Source organism: Cellulomonas biazotea (genome assembly GCF_004306155.1).
Classification (GTDB): domain Bacteria; phylum Actinomycetota; class Actinomycetes; order Actinomycetales; family Cellulomonadaceae; genus Cellulomonas; species Cellulomonas biazotea.
Genome location: NZ_BIMR01000024.1, coordinates 1 through 17,771, shown reverse-complemented (window position 1 = coordinate 17,771; position 17,771 = coordinate 1). Strand labels below are relative to the sequence as shown.

Annotated in this window: 16 protein-coding genes and 1 pseudogene; 13 read left to right on the top strand and 4 right to left on the bottom strand. The window is 76.3% G+C overall.

Annotated elements, in window-relative coordinates:
* Window positions 1-282: 282 nt before the first annotated feature.
* From ssd to CBZ_RS22120, 7 genes are all read left to right on the top strand, one after another.
* The gene (ssd, locus tag CBZ_RS02625; RefSeq protein ID WP_130780050.1) at window positions 283-1,062 is read left to right on the top strand and encodes a septum site-determining protein Ssd; all 780 of its coding nucleotides are present in this window, start codon (window positions 283-285) and stop codon (window positions 1,060-1,062) included.
* A complete protein-coding gene (locus CBZ_RS02620; RefSeq protein WP_246012992.1) occupies window positions 1,059-2,528 on the top strand; it encodes a TadA family conjugal transfer-associated ATPase in 1,470 nt (489 codons plus the stop codon). Before ssd ends, CBZ_RS02620 begins: the two co-directional genes overlap by 4 nt.
* A gap of 320 nt (window positions 2,529-2,848) precedes the next feature.
* Window positions 2,849-3,265: a type II secretion system F family protein gene (locus tag CBZ_RS02615; RefSeq protein WP_246012990.1), complete on the top strand. Its 417-nt coding sequence runs from the start codon at window positions 2,849-2,851 to the stop codon at window positions 3,263-3,265.
* Window positions 3,266-3,353: 88 nt separating this feature from the next.
* Complete coding sequence (locus tag CBZ_RS02610; protein ID WP_165446614.1) at window positions 3,354-3,959, top strand: type II secretion system F family protein; 606 nt, start codon at window positions 3,354-3,356, stop codon at window positions 3,957-3,959.
* A gap of 413 nt (window positions 3,960-4,372) precedes the next feature.
* Window positions 4,373-4,717: a DUF4244 domain-containing protein gene (locus CBZ_RS02605; RefSeq protein ID WP_246012989.1), complete on the top strand. Its 345-nt coding sequence runs from the start codon at window positions 4,373-4,375 to the stop codon at window positions 4,715-4,717.
* Between the two features lie 143 nt (window positions 4,718-4,860).
* Window positions 4,861-5,316, top strand: a complete 456-nt coding sequence (locus tag CBZ_RS02600) for a TadE family type IV pilus minor pilin (protein ID WP_246012987.1) — start codon at window positions 4,861-4,863, stop codon at window positions 5,314-5,316.
* A gap of 179 nt (window positions 5,317-5,495) precedes the next feature.
* Window positions 5,496-5,870, top strand: coding sequence for an Rv3654c family TadE-like protein (locus tag CBZ_RS22120; protein WP_281274839.1), 375 nt, complete (start codon window positions 5,496-5,498; stop codon window positions 5,868-5,870).
* A gap of 26 nt (window positions 5,871-5,896) precedes the next feature.
* Here the strand turns inward: CBZ_RS22120 and CBZ_RS02590 are convergent, their stop codons facing one another.
* Window positions 5,897-8,512 carry a DEAD/DEAH box helicase gene (locus CBZ_RS02590; RefSeq protein WP_373862134.1) on the bottom strand — a complete coding sequence of 872 codons (2,616 nt, stop codon included), beginning with the start codon at window positions 8,510-8,512 and terminating at the stop codon, window positions 5,897-5,899.
* 115 nt (window positions 8,513-8,627) lie between these two features.
* Between CBZ_RS02590 and CBZ_RS02585 the strand changes: the two genes are divergently transcribed.
* The 6 genes from CBZ_RS02585 (at window position 8,628) to CBZ_RS02560 (ending at window position 14,480) form a co-directional block, all read left to right on the top strand.
* Window positions 8,628-9,407 (top strand): LamB/YcsF family protein, encoded by a 780-nt coding sequence (locus CBZ_RS02585; protein ID WP_130780046.1) that lies wholly within the window; start codon window positions 8,628-8,630, stop codon window positions 9,405-9,407.
* Window positions 9,408-9,448: 41 nt separating this feature from the next.
* Entirely contained in the window at window positions 9,449-10,150 is a 702-nt protein-coding gene (locus tag CBZ_RS02580) for a 5-oxoprolinase subunit B family protein (RefSeq protein ID WP_130780045.1), read from the top strand.
* Window positions 10,147-11,202: a 5-oxoprolinase subunit C family protein gene (locus CBZ_RS02575; protein WP_246012983.1), complete on the top strand. Its 1,056-nt coding sequence runs from the start codon at window positions 10,147-10,149 to the stop codon at window positions 11,200-11,202. Before CBZ_RS02580 ends, CBZ_RS02575 begins: the two co-directional genes overlap by 4 nt.
* A gap of 263 nt (window positions 11,203-11,465) precedes the next feature.
* Window positions 11,466-13,286: a ribonucleoside triphosphate reductase gene (locus tag CBZ_RS02570; protein WP_130780044.1), complete on the top strand. Its 1,821-nt coding sequence runs from the start codon at window positions 11,466-11,468 to the stop codon at window positions 13,284-13,286.
* Window positions 13,286-13,981, top strand: a complete 696-nt coding sequence (locus CBZ_RS02565; protein ID WP_130780043.1) for an anaerobic ribonucleoside-triphosphate reductase activating protein — start codon at window positions 13,286-13,288, stop codon at window positions 13,979-13,981. The genes CBZ_RS02570 and CBZ_RS02565 overlap by 1 nt, the downstream gene beginning before the upstream one ends.
* Before the next feature lie 160 nt (window positions 13,982-14,141).
* Window positions 14,142-14,480, top strand: a complete 339-nt coding sequence (locus CBZ_RS02560; protein WP_281274838.1) for an anti-sigma factor antagonist — start codon at window positions 14,142-14,144, stop codon at window positions 14,478-14,480.
* Between the two features lie 51 nt (window positions 14,481-14,531).
* Here CBZ_RS02560 and CBZ_RS02555 read toward each other — a convergent pair whose 3' ends face one another.
* From CBZ_RS02555 to CBZ_RS20685, 3 genes and pseudogenes are all read right to left on the bottom strand, one after another.
* The gene (locus CBZ_RS02555) at window positions 14,532-15,746 is read right to left on the bottom strand and encodes a hypothetical protein (protein WP_130780041.1); all 1,215 of its coding nucleotides are present in this window, start codon (window positions 15,744-15,746) and stop codon (window positions 14,532-14,534) included.
* Complete coding sequence (locus CBZ_RS02550) at window positions 15,743-16,279, bottom strand: sigma-70 family RNA polymerase sigma factor (protein ID WP_130780040.1); 537 nt, start codon at window positions 16,277-16,279, stop codon at window positions 15,743-15,745. Before CBZ_RS02550 ends, CBZ_RS02555 begins: the two co-directional genes overlap by 4 nt.
* A 406-nt stretch (window positions 16,280-16,685) precedes the next feature.
* Window positions 16,686-17,771, bottom strand: a pseudogene (locus CBZ_RS20685) (hypothetical protein); the annotation flags it as partial.

Genomic DNA, 17,771 nt, shown 5'->3' with positions numbered 1-17,771 from the left:
CCGCGTGACCGCGCCGTCCGCGTCGCCGCGCCATCCGCGTGACCGCGCCGTCCGCGTCGCCGCGCCATCCGCGTGACCGCGCCGTCCGCGTCGCCGCGCCGCGCCAGTTGCCGCGCCGTTTCCCCGTCGAGCCGTCCACAGCCCGGTCGCCCGGCCCGACGTCCACCGGCGCGGGCAGCGGCCCGCACCGCGCCCGGTCCTCGCCACGACGATGCCTGCGAAGGAGCCGCCCGTGCTCCCGTCGAGAGGGGACACGCCGTGCGCACGCTGGTCCGAGGTCGGGTGGCAGACACCGTCGCGACCGCGCGGGCGCCCGACGCCTGGCTGCCCGACGCCATGATCCCCCTGGCTGCCCCGGTCCCGACGCGACGCGCCACCGTGGTCGGCGTCGTCGGGGCCCGGGGCGGAGCAGGTGCATCGAGCCTCGCGGCGGCGCTCGCCCGCGAGGCGTCCCGGAGCACCGCGACGACGGTCGTCGACCTCGACCGTGCGTGCGGCGGCCTCGACGTCCTCGTCGGGCTCGAAGGGGCCGACGGCGTGCGCTGGCCCGACCTGGCGACCGCACGCGGCGACGTCGACGGCGACGACCTCCTCGCGATGCTGCCCCGCTGGGGCACGTGCGCCGTCCTCAGCGCCGACAGGTCCCGACCCGTGCCGCCCGAGCCCGCGGTCGTCGCCGACGTCCTGCACGCCCTGTCGCGGACCACCGGGGTGCTCGTGCTCGACCTCGACCGCTCCGCCGTCGTGGCGGGGGAGTCCGTCGCGGCCGTCTGCGACACCGTCCTGGTCGTCACGCCGCGGGACCTGCGGGCGACAGCGGGCGCCCTCGCGCTCCGGCTCGCGCTGCGGTCCGCGCCCGGTGCCGACGTCGGGCTCGTCGTCCGCGGACCCGCGCCGGGCGGGCTCGGCAGCGCCGAGGTCGCGCACGCCGCCGGCCTGCCGGTTCTCGCCACCCTCCCGCTCGACCGGCGCCTCGCCGTCGGGACCGAGCACGGCGGGCTGCCGTCGACCGGTGCCCTCGCCCGGGCTGCCCGACGCCTCGCGCGGGACGTCCTGCGGTGACGGACCGTCCGCACGGCCTCCCCAGGCACCCCGGCCACGCCGACCACCCCGGCGACGCCGCGCGACGACTGGTCGACGCGGCCTTCCTCGACGACGTGCGGTCGCGGCTGCAGCAGCACCCGGCGGGTGACGTCGGCCTGCCCGACCCGGGCGCGATCGGCGACGCCGTCGAGACCGTCGCCCGCAGCCGCGGTGCGGTCGTGGGCTCCCGTGCGCTCGTCGGCATCGTCACGGCCGTCCGGGACGAGCTCTACGGCGCCGGACCGCTCCAACCCCTGCTCGCCGACCCCGACGTCACCGACGTCCTCGTCAACGGGCCCGACGACGTGTGGGTCGAGCGCGCCGGTCGCCTCGCGCGCGCCCACGTGCGGCTGGGCACCCCCGACGACGTGCGCGCTCTCGCCGTCCGGCTCGCGGCCGCGGGCGGTCAGCGGCTCGACGACGCGTCACCGACGGTCGACGCCCGCCTGCCGGACGGCACCCGCCTGCACGCCGTCCTGCCTCCCGTCGCCGGGGCGTGCACCCTGCTCAGCCTGCGCACCGTCCGTGTCCGCGCGCTGTCGCTCGTCGAGCTCGTCGCGGGCGGGACGCTGGCCCCCGTCCTCGTCCCCGTCGTCCGCGCCCTCGTGACCCGCCGCGCGAACGTCCTCGTGTCCGGCGCCACGGGGTCCGGCAAGACGACGCTGCTCGCGGCCCTGCTGTCGCTCGTGCCGTCCGACGAGCGGATCGTCGTCATCGAGGAGTCGGGCGAGCTCGCCCCCGCCCACCCGCACGTCGTCCGCCTCCTCGCCCGGCACGCCAACGTCGAGGGCGCGGGACAGGTCGGCCTCCCCGACCTCGTGCGGCACGCCCTGCGCATGCGGCCCGACCGCATCGTCCTCGGCGAGTGCCGGGGCGCCGAGGTCCGCGAGGTCCTCGCCGCGCTCAACACCGGCCACGACGGCGGCTGCGCGACCGTGCACGCGAACGCCGCCGCCGACGTGCCCGCCCGCCTCGAAGCCCTCGCCGCCCTCGCCGGCATGTCCCGCGACGCGCTCGCCGCCCAGGCTGCGAGCGCGTTCGACGCCGTGCTGCACCTGCGCCGGGCCGGCGGCGACGGCGACGGTCGCGGTCACCGGTACCTCGCGGAGGTGGGCGTCGTCCGGCGGGCGCCCGACGGTGCGCTCGAGGTCGCGTGCGCCCTGCGCGCGGACGCGGGTGGAGCCGTGGTCCGTGGCGCCGCGTGGCCGGCCCTCGCCGACCGGCTCGGGCTGAGGTCGGGAGACGGTGGTCCTGGTCCTGGTCCTGGTCCTGGTCCTGGTCCTGGTCCTGGTCCTGGTCCTGGTCCTGGTCCTGGGCCTGGTGCTGGTGCCGGTGACGGTTCTGCTGCTCGCCGGGGTGACGGGGGAGCGACCGTGCGAGGTGTGACGCTGTCGGCCGTCCCGGGCGCGGGCGGCGCGCCAAGTCCCGACCGGACGCACGGGTGAGCGGGGCGCTGACGGGTGCGGCCGTCGCGCTCGCCGTCCTCGCGCTGGCGCCGCTCGGGCGCCCCGTCGTGGGACGACGTCCGCACGACGCGATGCGACGACGGCCTGGTGCAGCCGCCGACGCCAGGGACCACCTCGGCCGACGGGCGGCCCGCGGTGTGAGCCGTGGGCGGCCGGGCGACGCTCGTCGTGCGGGGCCCGGCCTCGCAGGGCGAGGGGCGGCGGTCGACCTCGTCGGCGCCCTGCACGACACCGCGGCCCGCGTGCGATCCGGTGCGCGGCCGGCGGCCGCCTGGAGCGAGACGCTCGGACGTGGCGGGGTGGGTCCGGTCCCGACCGTCGAGGACCTCCTCGGCGCGCATCGGAACCCCGGGCGGGACCTCGTCGACAGGGCGACCGCAGCCGTCGCGGCCGCGCGGCTCGCGGAGGACCTGGGCATGCCGTTGGCCGACGTCCTCGAGCAGGTCGCCCGCGCGGTGGCCGCCGACGAGGAGCACGAGTCCGACGTCGCCGCAGCCGTCGCGGGTCCCCGGTCGACCGCACGCGTGCTCGCGCTGCTGCCCGGCGCCGGGCTCGTCCTCGGGACGCTGCTGGGGGCGGATCCCGTCGGATCCGTCGTGGCCGGTGGTGCGGGGACGGTCAGCGCTGCGGCGGGGTGCGCGCTCCTCGGTGCCGGGTGGTGGTGGACGCGCGCGCTCCTCGCCCGGACGGCCGCCGCCGGCAGGAGGCCGACGTGAGCGGGGCTCGTCCGGGTCGGGGCGGGGCGAAGGCGCGCCTGCGGCCGGAGGAGCCGGGCGGTCGACAGCGTCTGCCGGGGGGCGCGGGGTGACCGCGACGAGCGCTGCTCTCGCGGTCGCGCTGGTGCTCGTCGTGGTCGGGTGGCGCGGTTCCGTCGGTCGGCGGCTCCGAGGGACGACGGCGGTCCGTGACCGCGCCCCGGCGACCAGCGGTCGGGACGACGGCGTCGCGCGCCCGGCCCGGAGTGACGGCACCGAGGGCGAGCTCGACGTCGTGCTCGTGATCGAGCTCGTCGACGCGGCCCTGACCGCCGGCTGTGCGCTGCCGACCGCGCTGTGCGCCGTCGGCGACGCGATCGCGGGTGCGTCCGGCCGGGCACTGCGACGTGCGGGGTCGGCGCTGCTGCTCGGGGCGTCCTGGCCGACCGCCTGGGCGCACGCGCCGGACTCGCTCGGACCACTGCGGGACGCGCTCGAGGTCGCCTGGGTCACCGGAGCGTCGCCCGGCGCAGGTCTGCGGGCGTGCGCCGACGGGATCCGGCGCGCCCGGCGTCGCGCGGTGCGCACGGCGGCGGCGCGCCTGTCGGTCCACCTCGTGCTGCCGCTCGGGGCGTGCTTCCTTCCCGCGTTCGTCCTGCTCGGGCTGGTGCCGGTCGTGCTCTCGCTCGCCGACGGGCTGGTCGGGGCGCCGTGACGCCGGGTGCTTCGGCCGCCGAGAGAACCCCTCGTGCCGGTGCCCCCACCCGAATGGCCCCGTCCGGCGCCCGCGCTGGACCGCGGCACCCGTCGCCCGCGCTGGCCTGCGGCACCCGGTGCGGGTCCGGGCTGCGGCATCCGATGACGCGTGGGCTGCCGCGCCGATGCCCTTGTCGGACCGCCGTACGGTCGCGAGCCGTCCACAGGGCCCGGTGGTCCCGCGCCGTCCACGGGACCACGTCCGCAGTCCACACCCGCGTCGCTCGCCGCAGCACCGTGGTCCTGCGCGCGGCAGGAGCGCGACCGGGCGACGACCCGCGACCGGAGTCAGCACCGCGCCGGCTCCGCGGTCGGGCGTCGCACCGCAGAGCAGGGCCGGGCTTCGACCCGACGACCAGAAGGAGACGAGCGATGTCCACCGACCTCACCACCCGTGCGCACCCGACAGCGGGCCAGGCACTCACCTCCCCGCAGACGGCGCGCGCCACCGCTGCAGGCGGCATGCAGGAGCGTGCCCGACGGCACCGCGTGGTGGGCGCTCTCGAGCGCCGGGTCGTGCCCGCGCCGCTCCGGCGCGTGGGGCCGACCGTGCGTCGCGTCGTGGCGGCGGCCGGCGACGCCGGGATGGCGACGGCCGAGTACGCGATCGTCACCCTGGCCGCGGTCGGGTTCGCCGGCCTGCTCGTCGCGATCCTGCGGGGCGGCGAGGTCAAGGGGCTGCTGCTCGGCCTCATCCGTCAGGCGCTCGCGCAGTGAGCCGTCCTGGTCGGTCTGGCGACCCTGCGGCGGAGGGGCCCACGCTTGGCGACCCAGCGGCGGACGAGCCCGAGGACGCAGCACCTGCCCGCGCGGACGTTCCCCACCTCGTGGGGATGCGCCGTGCGCGTTCGACGCACTCGGTGAGTGCACGTCGCGGCACCCGCGCGGACGCGCCGGACGACGCGGGCGCGGTCCGCCGTGGGCACGCGCCGCGCTGCGCGGGTCCAGCGCGCGACGCGCCCGCGCTGGACGAGGCCGACCGGTGCGACCGGGGCAGCGTCACGGCCGAGCTCGCGGTCGCGCTGCCGGCGGTGCTGCTGGTCCTGGTCCTCGTGGTCATGGTCGCGGGCGCGGGGTTGACGCAGGCACGGTGCGTGGACGCCGCACGGGTCGGTGCGCGCGTCGCCGCGCTCGGCGAGTCCGCCCAGGCCGCTGCGGCGGCTGCACGCCGGGTCGCCGGCCCGGCCGCGCGTGTGACGGTCTCCGGCGACGCTCAGTGGGTGACGGTCGCCGTCGACGCGGCCGTCCCGCTCGCCGGCTGGGACGTCGGGCCGCTGCGGGCACGCGGGTCCGCCGTCGCCTGGGTCGAGCCGTGACGACCGGTCGGGACGAGGCCGAGCGCGAGGTGGGCCGTCGAGCGGCTGCCGGCGCGCGGGTCCGCCGTCGCCTGGGTCGAGCCGTGACCACCGGTCGGGACGAGCCCGAGCGCGAGGTGGGACGTCGAGCGGCTGCCGGCGCGCGGGGCAGCGGTCGCCTGGGGCGCGCCGTCAGGGCCGTGCGCGACGAGGCCGAGCGGGGCGCGGCGACGGTGGTCGTGCTCGCGGTCGTCGCCGTGGCGCTGGTGCTGGCCGTCGTCGTCGGTGCGGTGACGTCCGGGCACGCTGCCCGGGTCCGTGCGCAGGGCGCGGCGGACCTGTCGGCGCTCGCGGCGGCGAGCGCGGAGCGGAGCGGAATGCTGGCCGACCCGTGCTCCCTGGCGCGCGACGTCGCCGACCGCAATGGCGCCCGGCTCGTGGTGTGCGAGAAGGAGGCGCGCGGCGTGGTGCGCGTCGTGGCGGAACGATCCGCAGGGTTCGGGACCGCGGTGGCACGCGCACGAGCCGGACCGGCGCGAGAGCGCCCCGGCCCGGCCGACCACGGTGACAGGTGAGTCGGCGGTCGGGCGCGACGAGCGGGCTATGGCTGGGTGGGGTGCTGCTCGGTGGCGTGCGGGTCGTCGTCGGTGGGGGCGTGCGCGAGGACGGCGTCGAGCAGGCGGACCGCGGCCGCCTTGTCGAGCGGGTTGTTCGCGTTGCCGCACTTGGGGGACTGCACGCAGGCCGGGCAGCCGCTGGGGCACGGGCAGGCGGCGATGGCGTCACGGGTCGCCCGCAGCCACACCGGTCCGACGCGGAAGCCGTGCTCGGCGAAGCCTGCCCCGCCCGGGTAGGCGTCGTGCACGAAGACGGTCGCGTGCCCGGTGTCGGCGTGCAGGGCGGTGGACAGGCCGCCGAGGTCCCAGCGGTCGCACGTCGCGAGGAGCGGCAGGAGCCCGATCGACGCGTGCTCGGCGGCGTGCAGGGCGCCGGGGGCGTCCTCCTCGGCCACACCGGCCGTCTCGAGGACCGAGGCGGGCGCCGTCCACCAGACCGCCGTGGTCCGCAGGGTGCGGGCGGGCAGGTCGAGGTCGGTCGAGCCCAGCACCTGCAGGTCGGGGATGCGTTTGCGCTGGTAGCCGAGGACCTGCGTCGTCACGTCGACCGCGCCGAAACCCCACGTGACGGGACCCCAGGCGACCTCGGTGTCGACCGACACGATCTCCGTGGAGGTGACCCAGCGTGCCCACGTGCCGTAGTCGACGTCCCGCCGGGTCACCAGGGCGACGCCGTCGTCCAGGTGCAGCTCGTCGACGACGTAGGTCGCGCCCTGGTGCACGTAGACGGCGCCGTCGTGCACCGTCGCGTCCGCCGACGCGGCGTCCACCGTGCCGAGCAGCCGACCCGTGACCGACTCGACGACACGGACCGGGTCGCCGCCCGAGCCGCGCAGGTCCGTCAGACGCGTCGCGGGCTCGGCGTGCGTCCAGTACCAGCCCGACGGTCGGCGACGCAGCGCACCCCGCTCGACGAGCTCCGTCAGCAGGTCGAGCGTCGACGGTCCGAACATGTCGAGCTCCTCCGAGCGCAGCGGGAGCTCGGCGGCGGCCGCGCACAGGTGCGGCGCGAGCACGTACGGGTTGGTCGTGTCGAAGACGGTCGCCTCGACCGGTGCGTCGAAGATCGCCTCGGGGTGGTGCACGAGGAACGTGTCGAGGGGGTCCTCCCGCGCGACGAGCGCCACCAGCCCGTCCGCCCCCGCGCGCCCCGCGCGCCCGGCCTGCTGCCACAACGACACCCGCGTGCCGGGCCAGCCGGCCACGAGCACCGCGTCCAGGCCCGAGATGTCGATGCCGAGCTCGAGCGCGTTGGTCGTCGCCAGGGCGCGCAGGTCGCCCGAGCGGATCGCCCGTTCGAGCGCGCGACGCTCCTCGGGCAGGTAGCCGCCGCGGTACGCCGACACCGTGTCTGCGAGGTCCGGGTCGACGTCGCGCAGGTGGTCGCGGGTCGCCGACGCCACCGACTCCGCCGCACGCCGGGAGCGCGTGAAGGCGAGCGACCGCGCGCCGACGACCACCAGGTCGGTGAGCAGGTCCGCGACCTCCGCCGTCGCAGTCCGGCGCGGGCCGTCGTGCGGGTCCGTGACGACGCGCTCGCCGGTGCCGCGCGGGCCCGACGTCGGGTGCGCGGGGTCGTCGGCCCGACCGGTCGCGTCGCCGACCGGGGTGGACGGTGTCGGCGGGACGGACGTGGCCGGCGGGGTGAGCGGAGCGGCCGGGAAAGCGGGGTCGGCGACCACCCAGGCGTCGTCCGGGGCCGGGAGGCCGGGCGCGTCGGGTCGGGTCGCGCTCGACGGCGGCGGGACGGGGGTGGCCCACGGGTCCTCGTCGGGCAGCAGGTCGGTCCACGGGACGTCCGCGCCGGGCAGGAGGGGAGGCTGCCAGAGCACGAACGTCTTGCGGCCGGCGGGGGAGGCGTCGACGGTGACAGCGGTGACCTCGTCGGGCTCGACGCCGATCAGTCGGGCCGCGCTCGCGGCGGGGTCGGACGTCGTCGCGGACGCCAGCAGGAAGACGGGCGAGGCGCCGTACGAGCGGGCGATGCGGCGCAGACGCCGCAGCACGAGCCCGACGTGCGCGCCGAACACCCCCCGGAACGCGTGGCACTCGTCGACCACGACGTACCGCAGCGAGCCGAGCAGCCGCGCCCAGCGCCGGTGCTGCGGCAGGAGGGCGAAGTGCAGGAAGTCGGGGTTGGTCAGGACGAGGTCGGCGTACTCCTGGACCCAGCGGCGCTCGTCGAGGGACGTGTCGCCGTCGCACGTCGCGACCCGCACGTCCCGGACGCCCGCCGCAGCGAGGACCTGGTCGAGCGCGGTGTGCTGCCCGGCGGCGAGCGCCTTCGTCGGGCAGAGGTACAGCGTCCCGGCGCGGCGGGACACGGTCTCGATGCGGCCGGGGTCGAGCGTGCCTGCCGCGACCGCGCCCCGCGCGGCGGTCAGCGCCGGCAGCCAGAACGCGAGCGACTTGCCCGAGCCGGTCGACGTCGACAGCACCGTGTGCCGGCCGGACCACGCGGCGTCGGCCGCCGTCGCCTGGTGCTCCCACGGCTCGGCGACGCCGATCGTGCGGTAGCCGCGGACGACGTCCGGGTCGGCCCAGGCGGGCCACGGCGCGCGGGTGCCCTCGCGCGCGGGCAGGTGGCGCACGTGCGTCATCCGGTCCGCGCGTCGGCCGCCCGCCAGCAGCGCGTCGAGCAGGTCACCGGTCCGCACCACCGGGTCATCCTCGCACCGTCGCGTGCCGCCGCCGTCGAGGGGCGAGGATCGACGCATGCACGCGCGCATCGACCTCAACTGCGACCTCGGCGAGGGTCTCGACGACTGGGAGCCCGGCGTCGTGGGTCCCGAGTCGGCCCTGCTCGACGCGGTCACGAGCGCCAACGTCGCGTGCAGCTTCCACGCCGGCGACGAGCGGGTCATGGCCGCGGTGTGCCGGGCCGCCGTGGCGCGGGGCGTCGCCGTCGGCGCGCAGGTGTCGTACCGCGACCGCGAGCACTTCGGGCGACGCTTCCTCGACGTCCCGCCCGACGTGCTCCGGGCGGACGTCGAGGAGCAGGTCCGGCTGCTCCGGCGGATCGCGCGCGAGTGCGGCGCACGCGTCGCCTACGTGAAGCCGCACGGTGCGCTGTACAACGCCGTCGTCTCGCACGAGTCGCAGGCGAGGGCCGTCGTCGACGCGGTCGTGGGGGCGTCCGGGGACGACGAGCCGCTGCCCGTCGTCGGGCTGCCGGGGGCAGTCGTGCTGGGCGTCGCGCGCGACCGCGGGCTGCGCGCCGTGACCGAGGCGTTCGCCGACCGCGGCTACCGGTCCGACGGGACGCTCGTGCCGCGGGCCGAGGCGGGTGCGCTGGTCGTCGACCCCGACGAGGTCGTCGCGCGCGTGCTCGGCATGGTCCTGCGTCGGGAGGTCGTCGCGGTCGACGGCACGGTCGTCCCCGTGCCGGCGGAGTCGGTGTGCGTGCACTCGGACACCCCCGGCGCGACGGTCCTCGCCGCCGCGGTGCGGACCGCGCTCGACGGCGCCGGCGTGCGGGTCGGGTCCTTCGCCTGACGGGCACGACACCGGCATCCGGTGCGGGGGAGGATCGGCGCATGAGCACCCCGGCCGACCTGCGCGTCGTCCCGTTCGGAGACGCCGCGCTGCTCGTGGAGGTCGCCGACCTGGCCGCGGTGCGTCGCGTGGACGACGTGCTCCGGGCCGTGAGGGGCGGCGACGCGCCGTGGGACGTCGTCGTCGACCAGGTGCCGGCTGCCCGCACGGTGCTGCTCCGGACCGTGCCCGGCGCCGACCTTGTCGGGCTGGCCGCCGCGGTCGTCGCAACGCTCGCCCGCGTCACCGGCGAGGCTGCCGAGGGCGACGCGGACGACGGTGCCGGCTCGGACGAGCGGGTCGGCGCGGACGCGGAGGACGTCGTGCACCTCTCGGTGGTCTACGACGGCGAGGACCTCGCCGAGGTCGCCGGCCTCACGGGTCTCACGGTCGAGGAGGTCGTCGCGGTGCACGCGGGGCCCACGTACACGGTGGCGTTCGGCGGGTTCATGCCGGGGTTCGCGTACCTGGTCGGTCTGGACCCGCGCCTGCGCGTCCCGCGTCGGGCGACGCCCCGCGAGCGGGTCCCGGCGGGTGCGGTCGCGATCGCCGACGAGTACTCGGCGGTCTACCCGGCGGCGACGCCGGGCGGGTGGCGGCTGCTGGGGCGCTGCGACGCGGTGCTGTTCGACGTCGCGCGGACGCCTCCGGCGCTGCTGCCGCCGGGCACGCGGGTGCGATTCGTCCCGAGGGGGTCCTGGTGACCGGGACGGGCGGGACGGGCACCGGCTCGGGGGCGCGGGCTGCGCCCTCGGTCCCCGGCGTCCGCGGGGCCCACGACGTCCGAGAGGCCGACGGGGTCGGCGAGGTTCACGACGCCCGCGAGGTCGACGACATCGGCGAGGTTCACGACACCCGCAAGGTCGACGACGTCCCCGAGGCCCGCGCGACCCACGCCGTCCTCGAGGTCCTCGACCCCGGCGTCCAGACGCTCGTGCAGGACCTCGGCCGGCCGGGCTGGGCGCACGTCGGCGTGGGGCGGTCGGGTGCCGCGGACGGCGCGGCGCTGCGGCTCGCGAACCGGCTGATCGCGAACCCGGAGGGTGCGGCGGGTCTGGAGGTCCTCATGGGCGGGCTGCGGCTGCGCACGCGCGTGCCGGTGACGGTCGCGCTCGCGGGGGCGCCGGGGCCCGCGTGGGTCGACGGTGTCCGCGTCGGGCCGCACGCGCCGCTGGAGCTGCCGAGGGGCGCGGTGCTGCGGCTCGGTCCGCCGGTGCGGGGGCTGCGGACGTACGTGGCGGTGCGTGGTGGCGTGGACGTGCCGCCGGTTCTGGGGTCGCGCGCGACGGACGTGCTCGGGGGGATCGGTCCGTCGCCGCTGGCTGCGGGGGACGTCCTCGCGGTCGGTCCGCCGCCGGTGGGGTGGCCGGTCGTCGACGTGGCCGCGGTGCGGCTGTGGCCGGACCGGTGGGTCCTGCCGGTCGTGCCGGGTCCGCACGTCGACTGGTTCGCCGACGGGCTCGACGCGCTGCTGGCCGGCGAAGGGTACGTCGTGACGCCGGCGTCGAACCGGGTCGCGCTGCGGCTGGACGGAGCGCCGGTGACCCGGACGGACGAGCGTGACGGGGTCGAGCTCGCTTCCCAGGGGCTCGTCGCGGGGGCGGTGCAGGTGCCGCCCGACGGTGCGCCGGTGGTGTTCGGCGTCGACCACCCGGTGACGGGCGGCTACCCGGTGGTCGGGGTGGTCCGGTCGTCGGCGCTGGGGGTGCTGGGTCAGGTCCGGCCGGGGGAGCGCGTCCGGTTCGTCCGCGGCTGACGGGTTCGCCGGGACACGCCCCGAAAGGGCCTGCGAGACGACACGCCGGGGCCCCGCCGAGGGGCGTGCAGCGACACGCCGGGTCGTCCGGGCGACTTTCTGGCGACGGGGTGCGCGGACCCTCGGGCGCCGGGACCTTGGTCCCGTCCGGGCCGACCCGTCGGGCATAGAACTGCCCACATCTAGTCCTCCGGGGACGTCGTCACCACAAGATGTGGTGGTCGAGCGGGGAGGGCATCCGGGTTCGAAGGGGAGCAGCGCACATGCCCGAGCAGGTCGTCGTGGAGGTCGGGTCGTCGATCGACGAGTACCTGGACCGTCGTGACTGGCGCGTCAACGCCAACGCCAACCAGGGCTACTCGCTCGGTGGCCTCATCCTCAACACGGCCGGCAAGGTCGTCGCGAACTACTGGCTCAGCCACGTCTACCCGCAGGCGGTCGGCCGGGCGCACCGTGAGGGCGACCTGCACATCCACGACCTCGACATGCTGTCGGGCTACTGCGCCGGGTGGTCGCTGCGGACACTCCTGCAGGAGGGCCTCAACGGCGTGCCGGGCAAGGTCGACGCGACCCCGCCGAAGCACTTCGGCTCGGCGATCGGCCAGATCGTCAACTTCCTCGGCACGATGCAGAACGAGTGGGCGGGCGCGCAGGCGTTCTCCTCGTTCGACACCTACATGGCGCCGTACGTGCGGCTCGACGGCCTCACGTACGAGCAGGTCCGGCAGGGCGTCCAGGAGCTCGTCTACAACCTCAACGTGCCGTCGCGCTGGGGCACGCAGACGCCGTTCACGAACCTCACGTTCGACTGGACGTGCCCCGACGACCTGCGCGAGCAGGTGCCGTTCGTCGCGGGTGAGCCGTGCGACTTCACGTACGGCGAGCTGCAGGCCGAGATGGACCTCATCAACCAGGCGTACATCGAGGTCATGACGGAGGGCGACGCGAGCGGGCGGGTCTTCACGTTCCCGATCCCGACGTACAACATCACGCACGACTTCGACTGGGAGAGCCCGAACGCGGACCGGCTGTTCGCGATGACGGCGAAGTACGGGCTGCCGTACTTCCAGAACTTCCTCAACTCGGAGATGAACCCCGGCGACGTCCGGTCGATGTGCTGCCGCCTGCAGCTCGACCTGCGCGAGCTGCTCAAGCGCGGCAACGGCCTGTTCGGCTCCGCAGAGCAGACCGGGTCGCTCGGCGTCGTGACGATCAACTGCGCGCGCCTCGGCTACCTCAACCCGGGCGACGAGCACGCGCTGTTCGACGCCCTGAGCGAGCTGCTCGACCTGGCGCGCACGTCGCTCGAGCTCAAGCGCACGGTCATCCAGAAGTACATCGACGAGGGCCTGTTCCCGTACACCAAGCGGTACCTCGGGACGCTCGAGAACCACTTCTCGACGATCGGCGTCAACGGCCTCAACGAGATGGTCCGCAACTTCACGGGCGACGCGTACGACCTCACGGACCCGCGCGGGCACGCGCTCGTCGTCCGGGTGCTCGACTTCGTCCGCGCGCGGATGGTCCGGTACCAGGAGGAGACCGGCCACCTGTACAACCTGGAGGCCACGCCCGCCGAGGGCACGACCTACCGGTTCGCGAAGGAGGACCGCCGCCGGTTCGACGGCATCCTGCAGGCCGGCACCGACGACCACCCGTACTACACGAACTCGTCCCAGCTCCCCGTCGGCTTCACCGACGACCCGTTCGAGGCGCTGGCCCGGCAGGACGACCTGCAGACGAAGTACACGGGCGGAACCGTCCTGCACCTGTACATGAGCGAGCGCCTGTCGACGCCCGAGGCCGCGCGCGAGCTCGTCAAGCGGTCGCTGTCGACGTTCCGCCTGCCGTACCTCACGGTCACGCCGACGTTCTCCGTCTGCGTGCGGCACGGCTACCTGTCCGGTGAGCACCCGACGTGCCCGCGCTGCGCCGACGAGGGCCACGGCGAGGTCGCGTGCGAGGTGTGGACGCGTGTCATGGGCTACCACCGGCCTGTGAGCTCGTTCAACATCGGGAAGAAGGGCGAGCACATGGAGCGGACGCCGTTCCAGGAGCACGCGCTCGCCGGGCAGAGCGTCTGATGTCCGGACGCACGACGACGGCGGCCGACGGTCTCGCGATCGCGGGTCTGACGCCGCTGTCGTCGTGCGACTGGCCGGGCAGGCTCGTCGCGACGGCGTTCCTGCAGGGCTGCCCGTGGCGGTGCACGTACTGCCACAACTCCGCGATCCTCGACCCGCGCACGCCCGGGGTCGTGCCGTGGTCGGACGTCCGCGACCTGCTCGCGCGACGCCGGGGCCTGCTCGACGGCGTCGTGTTCTCCGGCGGTGAGCCGACCCGGCAGGCCGGGGTCGTCGACGCCGCCCGGGAGGTCCGCGACGCCGGGTTCGCGGTCGGCCTGCACACCGGCGGCGCGTACCCCCGTCGTCTGGAGGCGCTGCTGCCGCTCGTCGACTGGGTCGGGTTCGACGTCAAGGCACCTGCGCACCTGTACCGGGCGATCACCCGGGCGGGCGGCCCGACGACGAGCGCCGACGCGACGTTCGCCTCGCTGCAGCTGGTGCTCGAGTCCGGGGTGGACGTGCAGGTCCGCACGACCGTCGACCCGACCGTGCTCACCGCGACCGACGTCGAGGACCTCGCCGCGACGCTCGCCGACCTCGGGATCGAGGACCACGTGCTGCAGGAGGTCCGCCCCGACGGCACGACGGACGAGTACCGGCAGGCCCTCGCCCGGACCCGGGTCGCCGCCCGCGAGGCCGCCGCAGCGCGCTGACCTCGGCCGTCGCGGCCGGGCCGTCGGCGTTGACACGTGCCACGACGAGCCCGTCCCGCGCACGCGCCCATACGGGTGAAAAGCCACCCGCCGCGTCGCTCGTCCCAGGACTGCCAGGAATGTTTGAATTCCTGCGAGGGACGGGGGAATCCGGGTGCGTGTGACCAGCAGGGACGTCGGCGGGCGAACCGTCGTCGAGGTCGACGGCGAGGTCGACGTCTCGACGGCCGACGCGCTGCGCGAGTGCGTCATCGACCTGCTCGACCGCGAGCGCACCGACCTGGTCGTCGACCTCGGCGGCGTGACGTTCATGGACTCCACCGGCCTGGGCGTCCTCGTCGGGTCGCTCAAGAAGGTCCGCCTGCTCGGCGGCCGCCTGCAGCTCGTCATCTCGACCGAGCGCGTCGAGCAGCTCTTCCGGATCACCGCGCTGCTGCCGGTGTTCACGGTGCACGGCACGGTGGAGGAGGCGCTGACGGACGACGGCTCGGTCGCCTGAGCGGGCGGCGCGCACGGCTGCGACGGTCGGCGGGACCTGCGCGGGTGTGCGTCAGAGCGGTGCGACGCTGTACCTGAGCGTCGTGACGTCGCCCTCGGTGCCGCTCCTGAGCTCGACGGCCCAGCCCGGGACGAGCACGCGCGCGCCCGTCGGGGCGCGGTACTCCTCGACGGCGTCGGGCACGTCGTCCAGCAGGTCGGCGCCCACCGTGAACCGGTCGTCGCCCTCGACGGCGATCTGCACCGTCCAGCCCTCCGCCGCGTCGCCGGACACCTCGAGCAGGCGGCCCGGCGGCATCGGCACGGCGTCCGTCGGGAAGCCGTCCGGCAGACCGGTCACGGCACCGACGCGGGGTGGGACGACGAGCGTCCACGGTCCCGCCACCGCCGTCGGCGCAACCCCCGCACCGGCGTCGCGGGCGACGAGCACGTCGTACGTGCCCGACGGCAGCGGGTCACCGCCCACGCCGTCGACCGTGCACGTCTCGAGCGGCAGGTGGGCGCGCTCGCGGACCGTCGGTCCCGCGACGGTGCGGTCCCACGCGGCGTCGGCGTCCGACTGGCCGTCACGCGGGATCGTCGTGGCCGCGACGACCCGGTCGTCGTAGGTGACCAGGACCCGCACCCGGGCGACGGGCGTCGGCGGGGGCGACGGGACCCCGTCGTCACGCGCCGCCTCGGCAGACGCCCGCATCGACTCCACGATCTGCGCCAGCTCGTCGATCTCGGCCTGGTCGACGTCCTCGCCGGCTGCCTGCGCAGCCAGCCGTTCGGCGTACCCCTGCTCGAGGAGCGCGAGGGTGTCCCGCAACGACGACTCCTCCGTCGCGGGGGTCCCCGCGCCGTCCGCAGGCAGCGAGCTCACGACGTCGAGGTACACCGAGTCGCCCGCGAACGTCCCGAGCGGCCCCGGGGCCCGCACGTGCTTCGTGTCGAGGGCGTCCGGGTCGGACCAGGTCGACACGCCGAGGCCCAGCGTCGGGTCCGACGCGCCGAGCAGGGACGTCACCGTCGACCCGCACGCACCCGGCACCGCGTCGGCGTCGGCCGGGAGCACCGTGCGCGCGTCGCGGGGTCCGACCACCTGGACGGCGCCGAATGCGACCGCCCCGGCCGCACCGACCCCCACGGCGCCCCGGGCCCCGAGGTGCACGGCTCGGCGGCGACGTGCCCGGGACCGCACACGCGGGAGGTCGACCGGCGCCGGGCCGACCGGTGTGCCGCCGTCCACGGCGTCGTGCAGGGCGCTGGTCAGGTCGATGCTCATCGTGCCTCCTGGACGGTGACGGACTCCTGCTGGTCGGGACTGGTCGAGACGGGCCCGAGCAGCGTCTCGAGCTGCGCGACGGCGTCGGACAGGTACCGCTTGACGGTGCCGTCGGCCAGGCCGAGGCGGCGGGCGATCTCCGGGACCGTGAGGTCGTCGTAGAAGCGCAGGACGACGCACGCCCGCAGGCGTGGCCGGAGCGTCGCGAGCGCCGCCTCGACGCTCACCCGGTCGGCCGTGGACGACTCCGGCGACTCGACGCTGTCCTGCCGCGCCAGCAGGTGCCGCACCCCCGACCACCGCGTGCGCCGCCGGTGCCCGTCGAGGAACACCGACAGGATCGCGCGCCGCACGTAGGCCTCCGCGGCGATCGCGTCGCGCAGCGGGCGTGCCTGCCCGAAGCAACGCACCAGCGCATCCTGGAGCAGGTCCTCCGCGTCCTGCCGGTCGCCCGTCAGCAGCGCCGCGTACCGCGCCAACGCGTGCCCGCGCACCTGCACGAGCTCGTCGAGCACCTGCTCCCACGCCGCCATCGGGCCTCCTGTCCGTGTCGTCATGGTCCAGGACGCGCGACGTCGGCGGAACGTTGGCCGGGTCACCCGTACAGCGGGCGGGACGCGGGTCCCTCCGCCCTGTCTCGGTGACGGGCGCGCTGCCACCGGTCGAGAACTGGTTGACCGTCGGGCACCTGCTCGTCGCACGGACCGTGCTGTCGACGACGTCGGGCCGTCTGACGTGCGTACCGACGTTGCCCGTCGCCCGTGAGCAGGTGCGCGTAGGCCACGAGCGCCGGCCCCCGTGAGGAGGCCAGTGCCGCGAGGTCGTCCTGCCAGCCCATCGTCCCGTCCCGTCGTCCGCGCCGTCACCCTCTCAGATGCGCGGCGCGGCCGAACGGTTGGGGTCGGGACGTGGCGGGGGTCGACGTCCCGACCCCGGACGTCACCCGATCGTCACGGGGAACGGCTCGCCCCAGACGATGCTCTTCTCGGAGGAGGACGTGACCGGCGTGCCCGACGCGTCGCGGGCGGCCATCGCGCTCACCCACACGCCCGGGTAGGCGGTGTAGGTGCCCGGCGGCAGCGGCTGCTGGTCGGTGTAGCCGGACTCCTCGATGTCCGCACAGCCCGTGAGCCGGTGCGTGCCCGCGAGCGCGAGCGGCGAGCCGGCCGACAGGTCGAGGGGGTCGATGCCCGCGTCGGTCGCCGCGAACGTCGTGCCGACGACGCGCCCGTCGCGCACCAGCCACAGGTCGACGGCGCCTGTGCGCACGTAGCCGGTGACGTGGCCCGGTCCGACCATCTCGAGCATCGCGTCGTAGCCCAGGGTCCCGCCGGCCGGGACCGACGACGACTGGGGCACGGTGCGCAGCGCGAGCATCCACGCCGGGGGAGCGACGACGGGGGCCGGGGCGTCGCACGCGGGAGGGGCCTGCGGGGAGCCGATGTCGAGGACCGCGCCGGTGCCGGGCGCGGGGGCGACGACGTCGGCCTCGCCGGTCACGGTGACGCTCACCGGGTCGCCCGGCGCGGTCACGACGTCGGCGCCCGGGACGGCCGCCGCGGAGGCGAAGGTCGCACCGACGTCGTCGGCGGTCGTGCCCGGCGGCAGCAGGACGACGCGGGTCCAGGGCACCAGGTCGTACGTGCCCGCGGGCAGCGGCCGACCGGTGGTCGTGGTCGGCGCGCCGTCGTCGCACACCGTGAGCGCGAGCGTCCCGGCGTGCGACGTCGGGAACGCGTAGGCGTCGGTGAGCTCGACGCCGTCACGGGCGCCGGCCCACGTGTCGGTCGACCCGACGACGACACCGTCGCGCACGACGGCGAACGTCGGGCCCGCGAGCGGCACGCCGATGACCGTGTCGGTCGCCGTGAGGGACTCGTCGCGCTCGACGCCCGCGAGCACCGCGGTCCACGCGCCCGCTGCGACGGTCGGGGTGGTGACGACGGCCGCCGCGCGCACGCGCTGGTCGACCGGGTCGGCCGGCGCGGCGTCGGCGAGCGCCCCGCACGCGCCGAACGGCGCGGC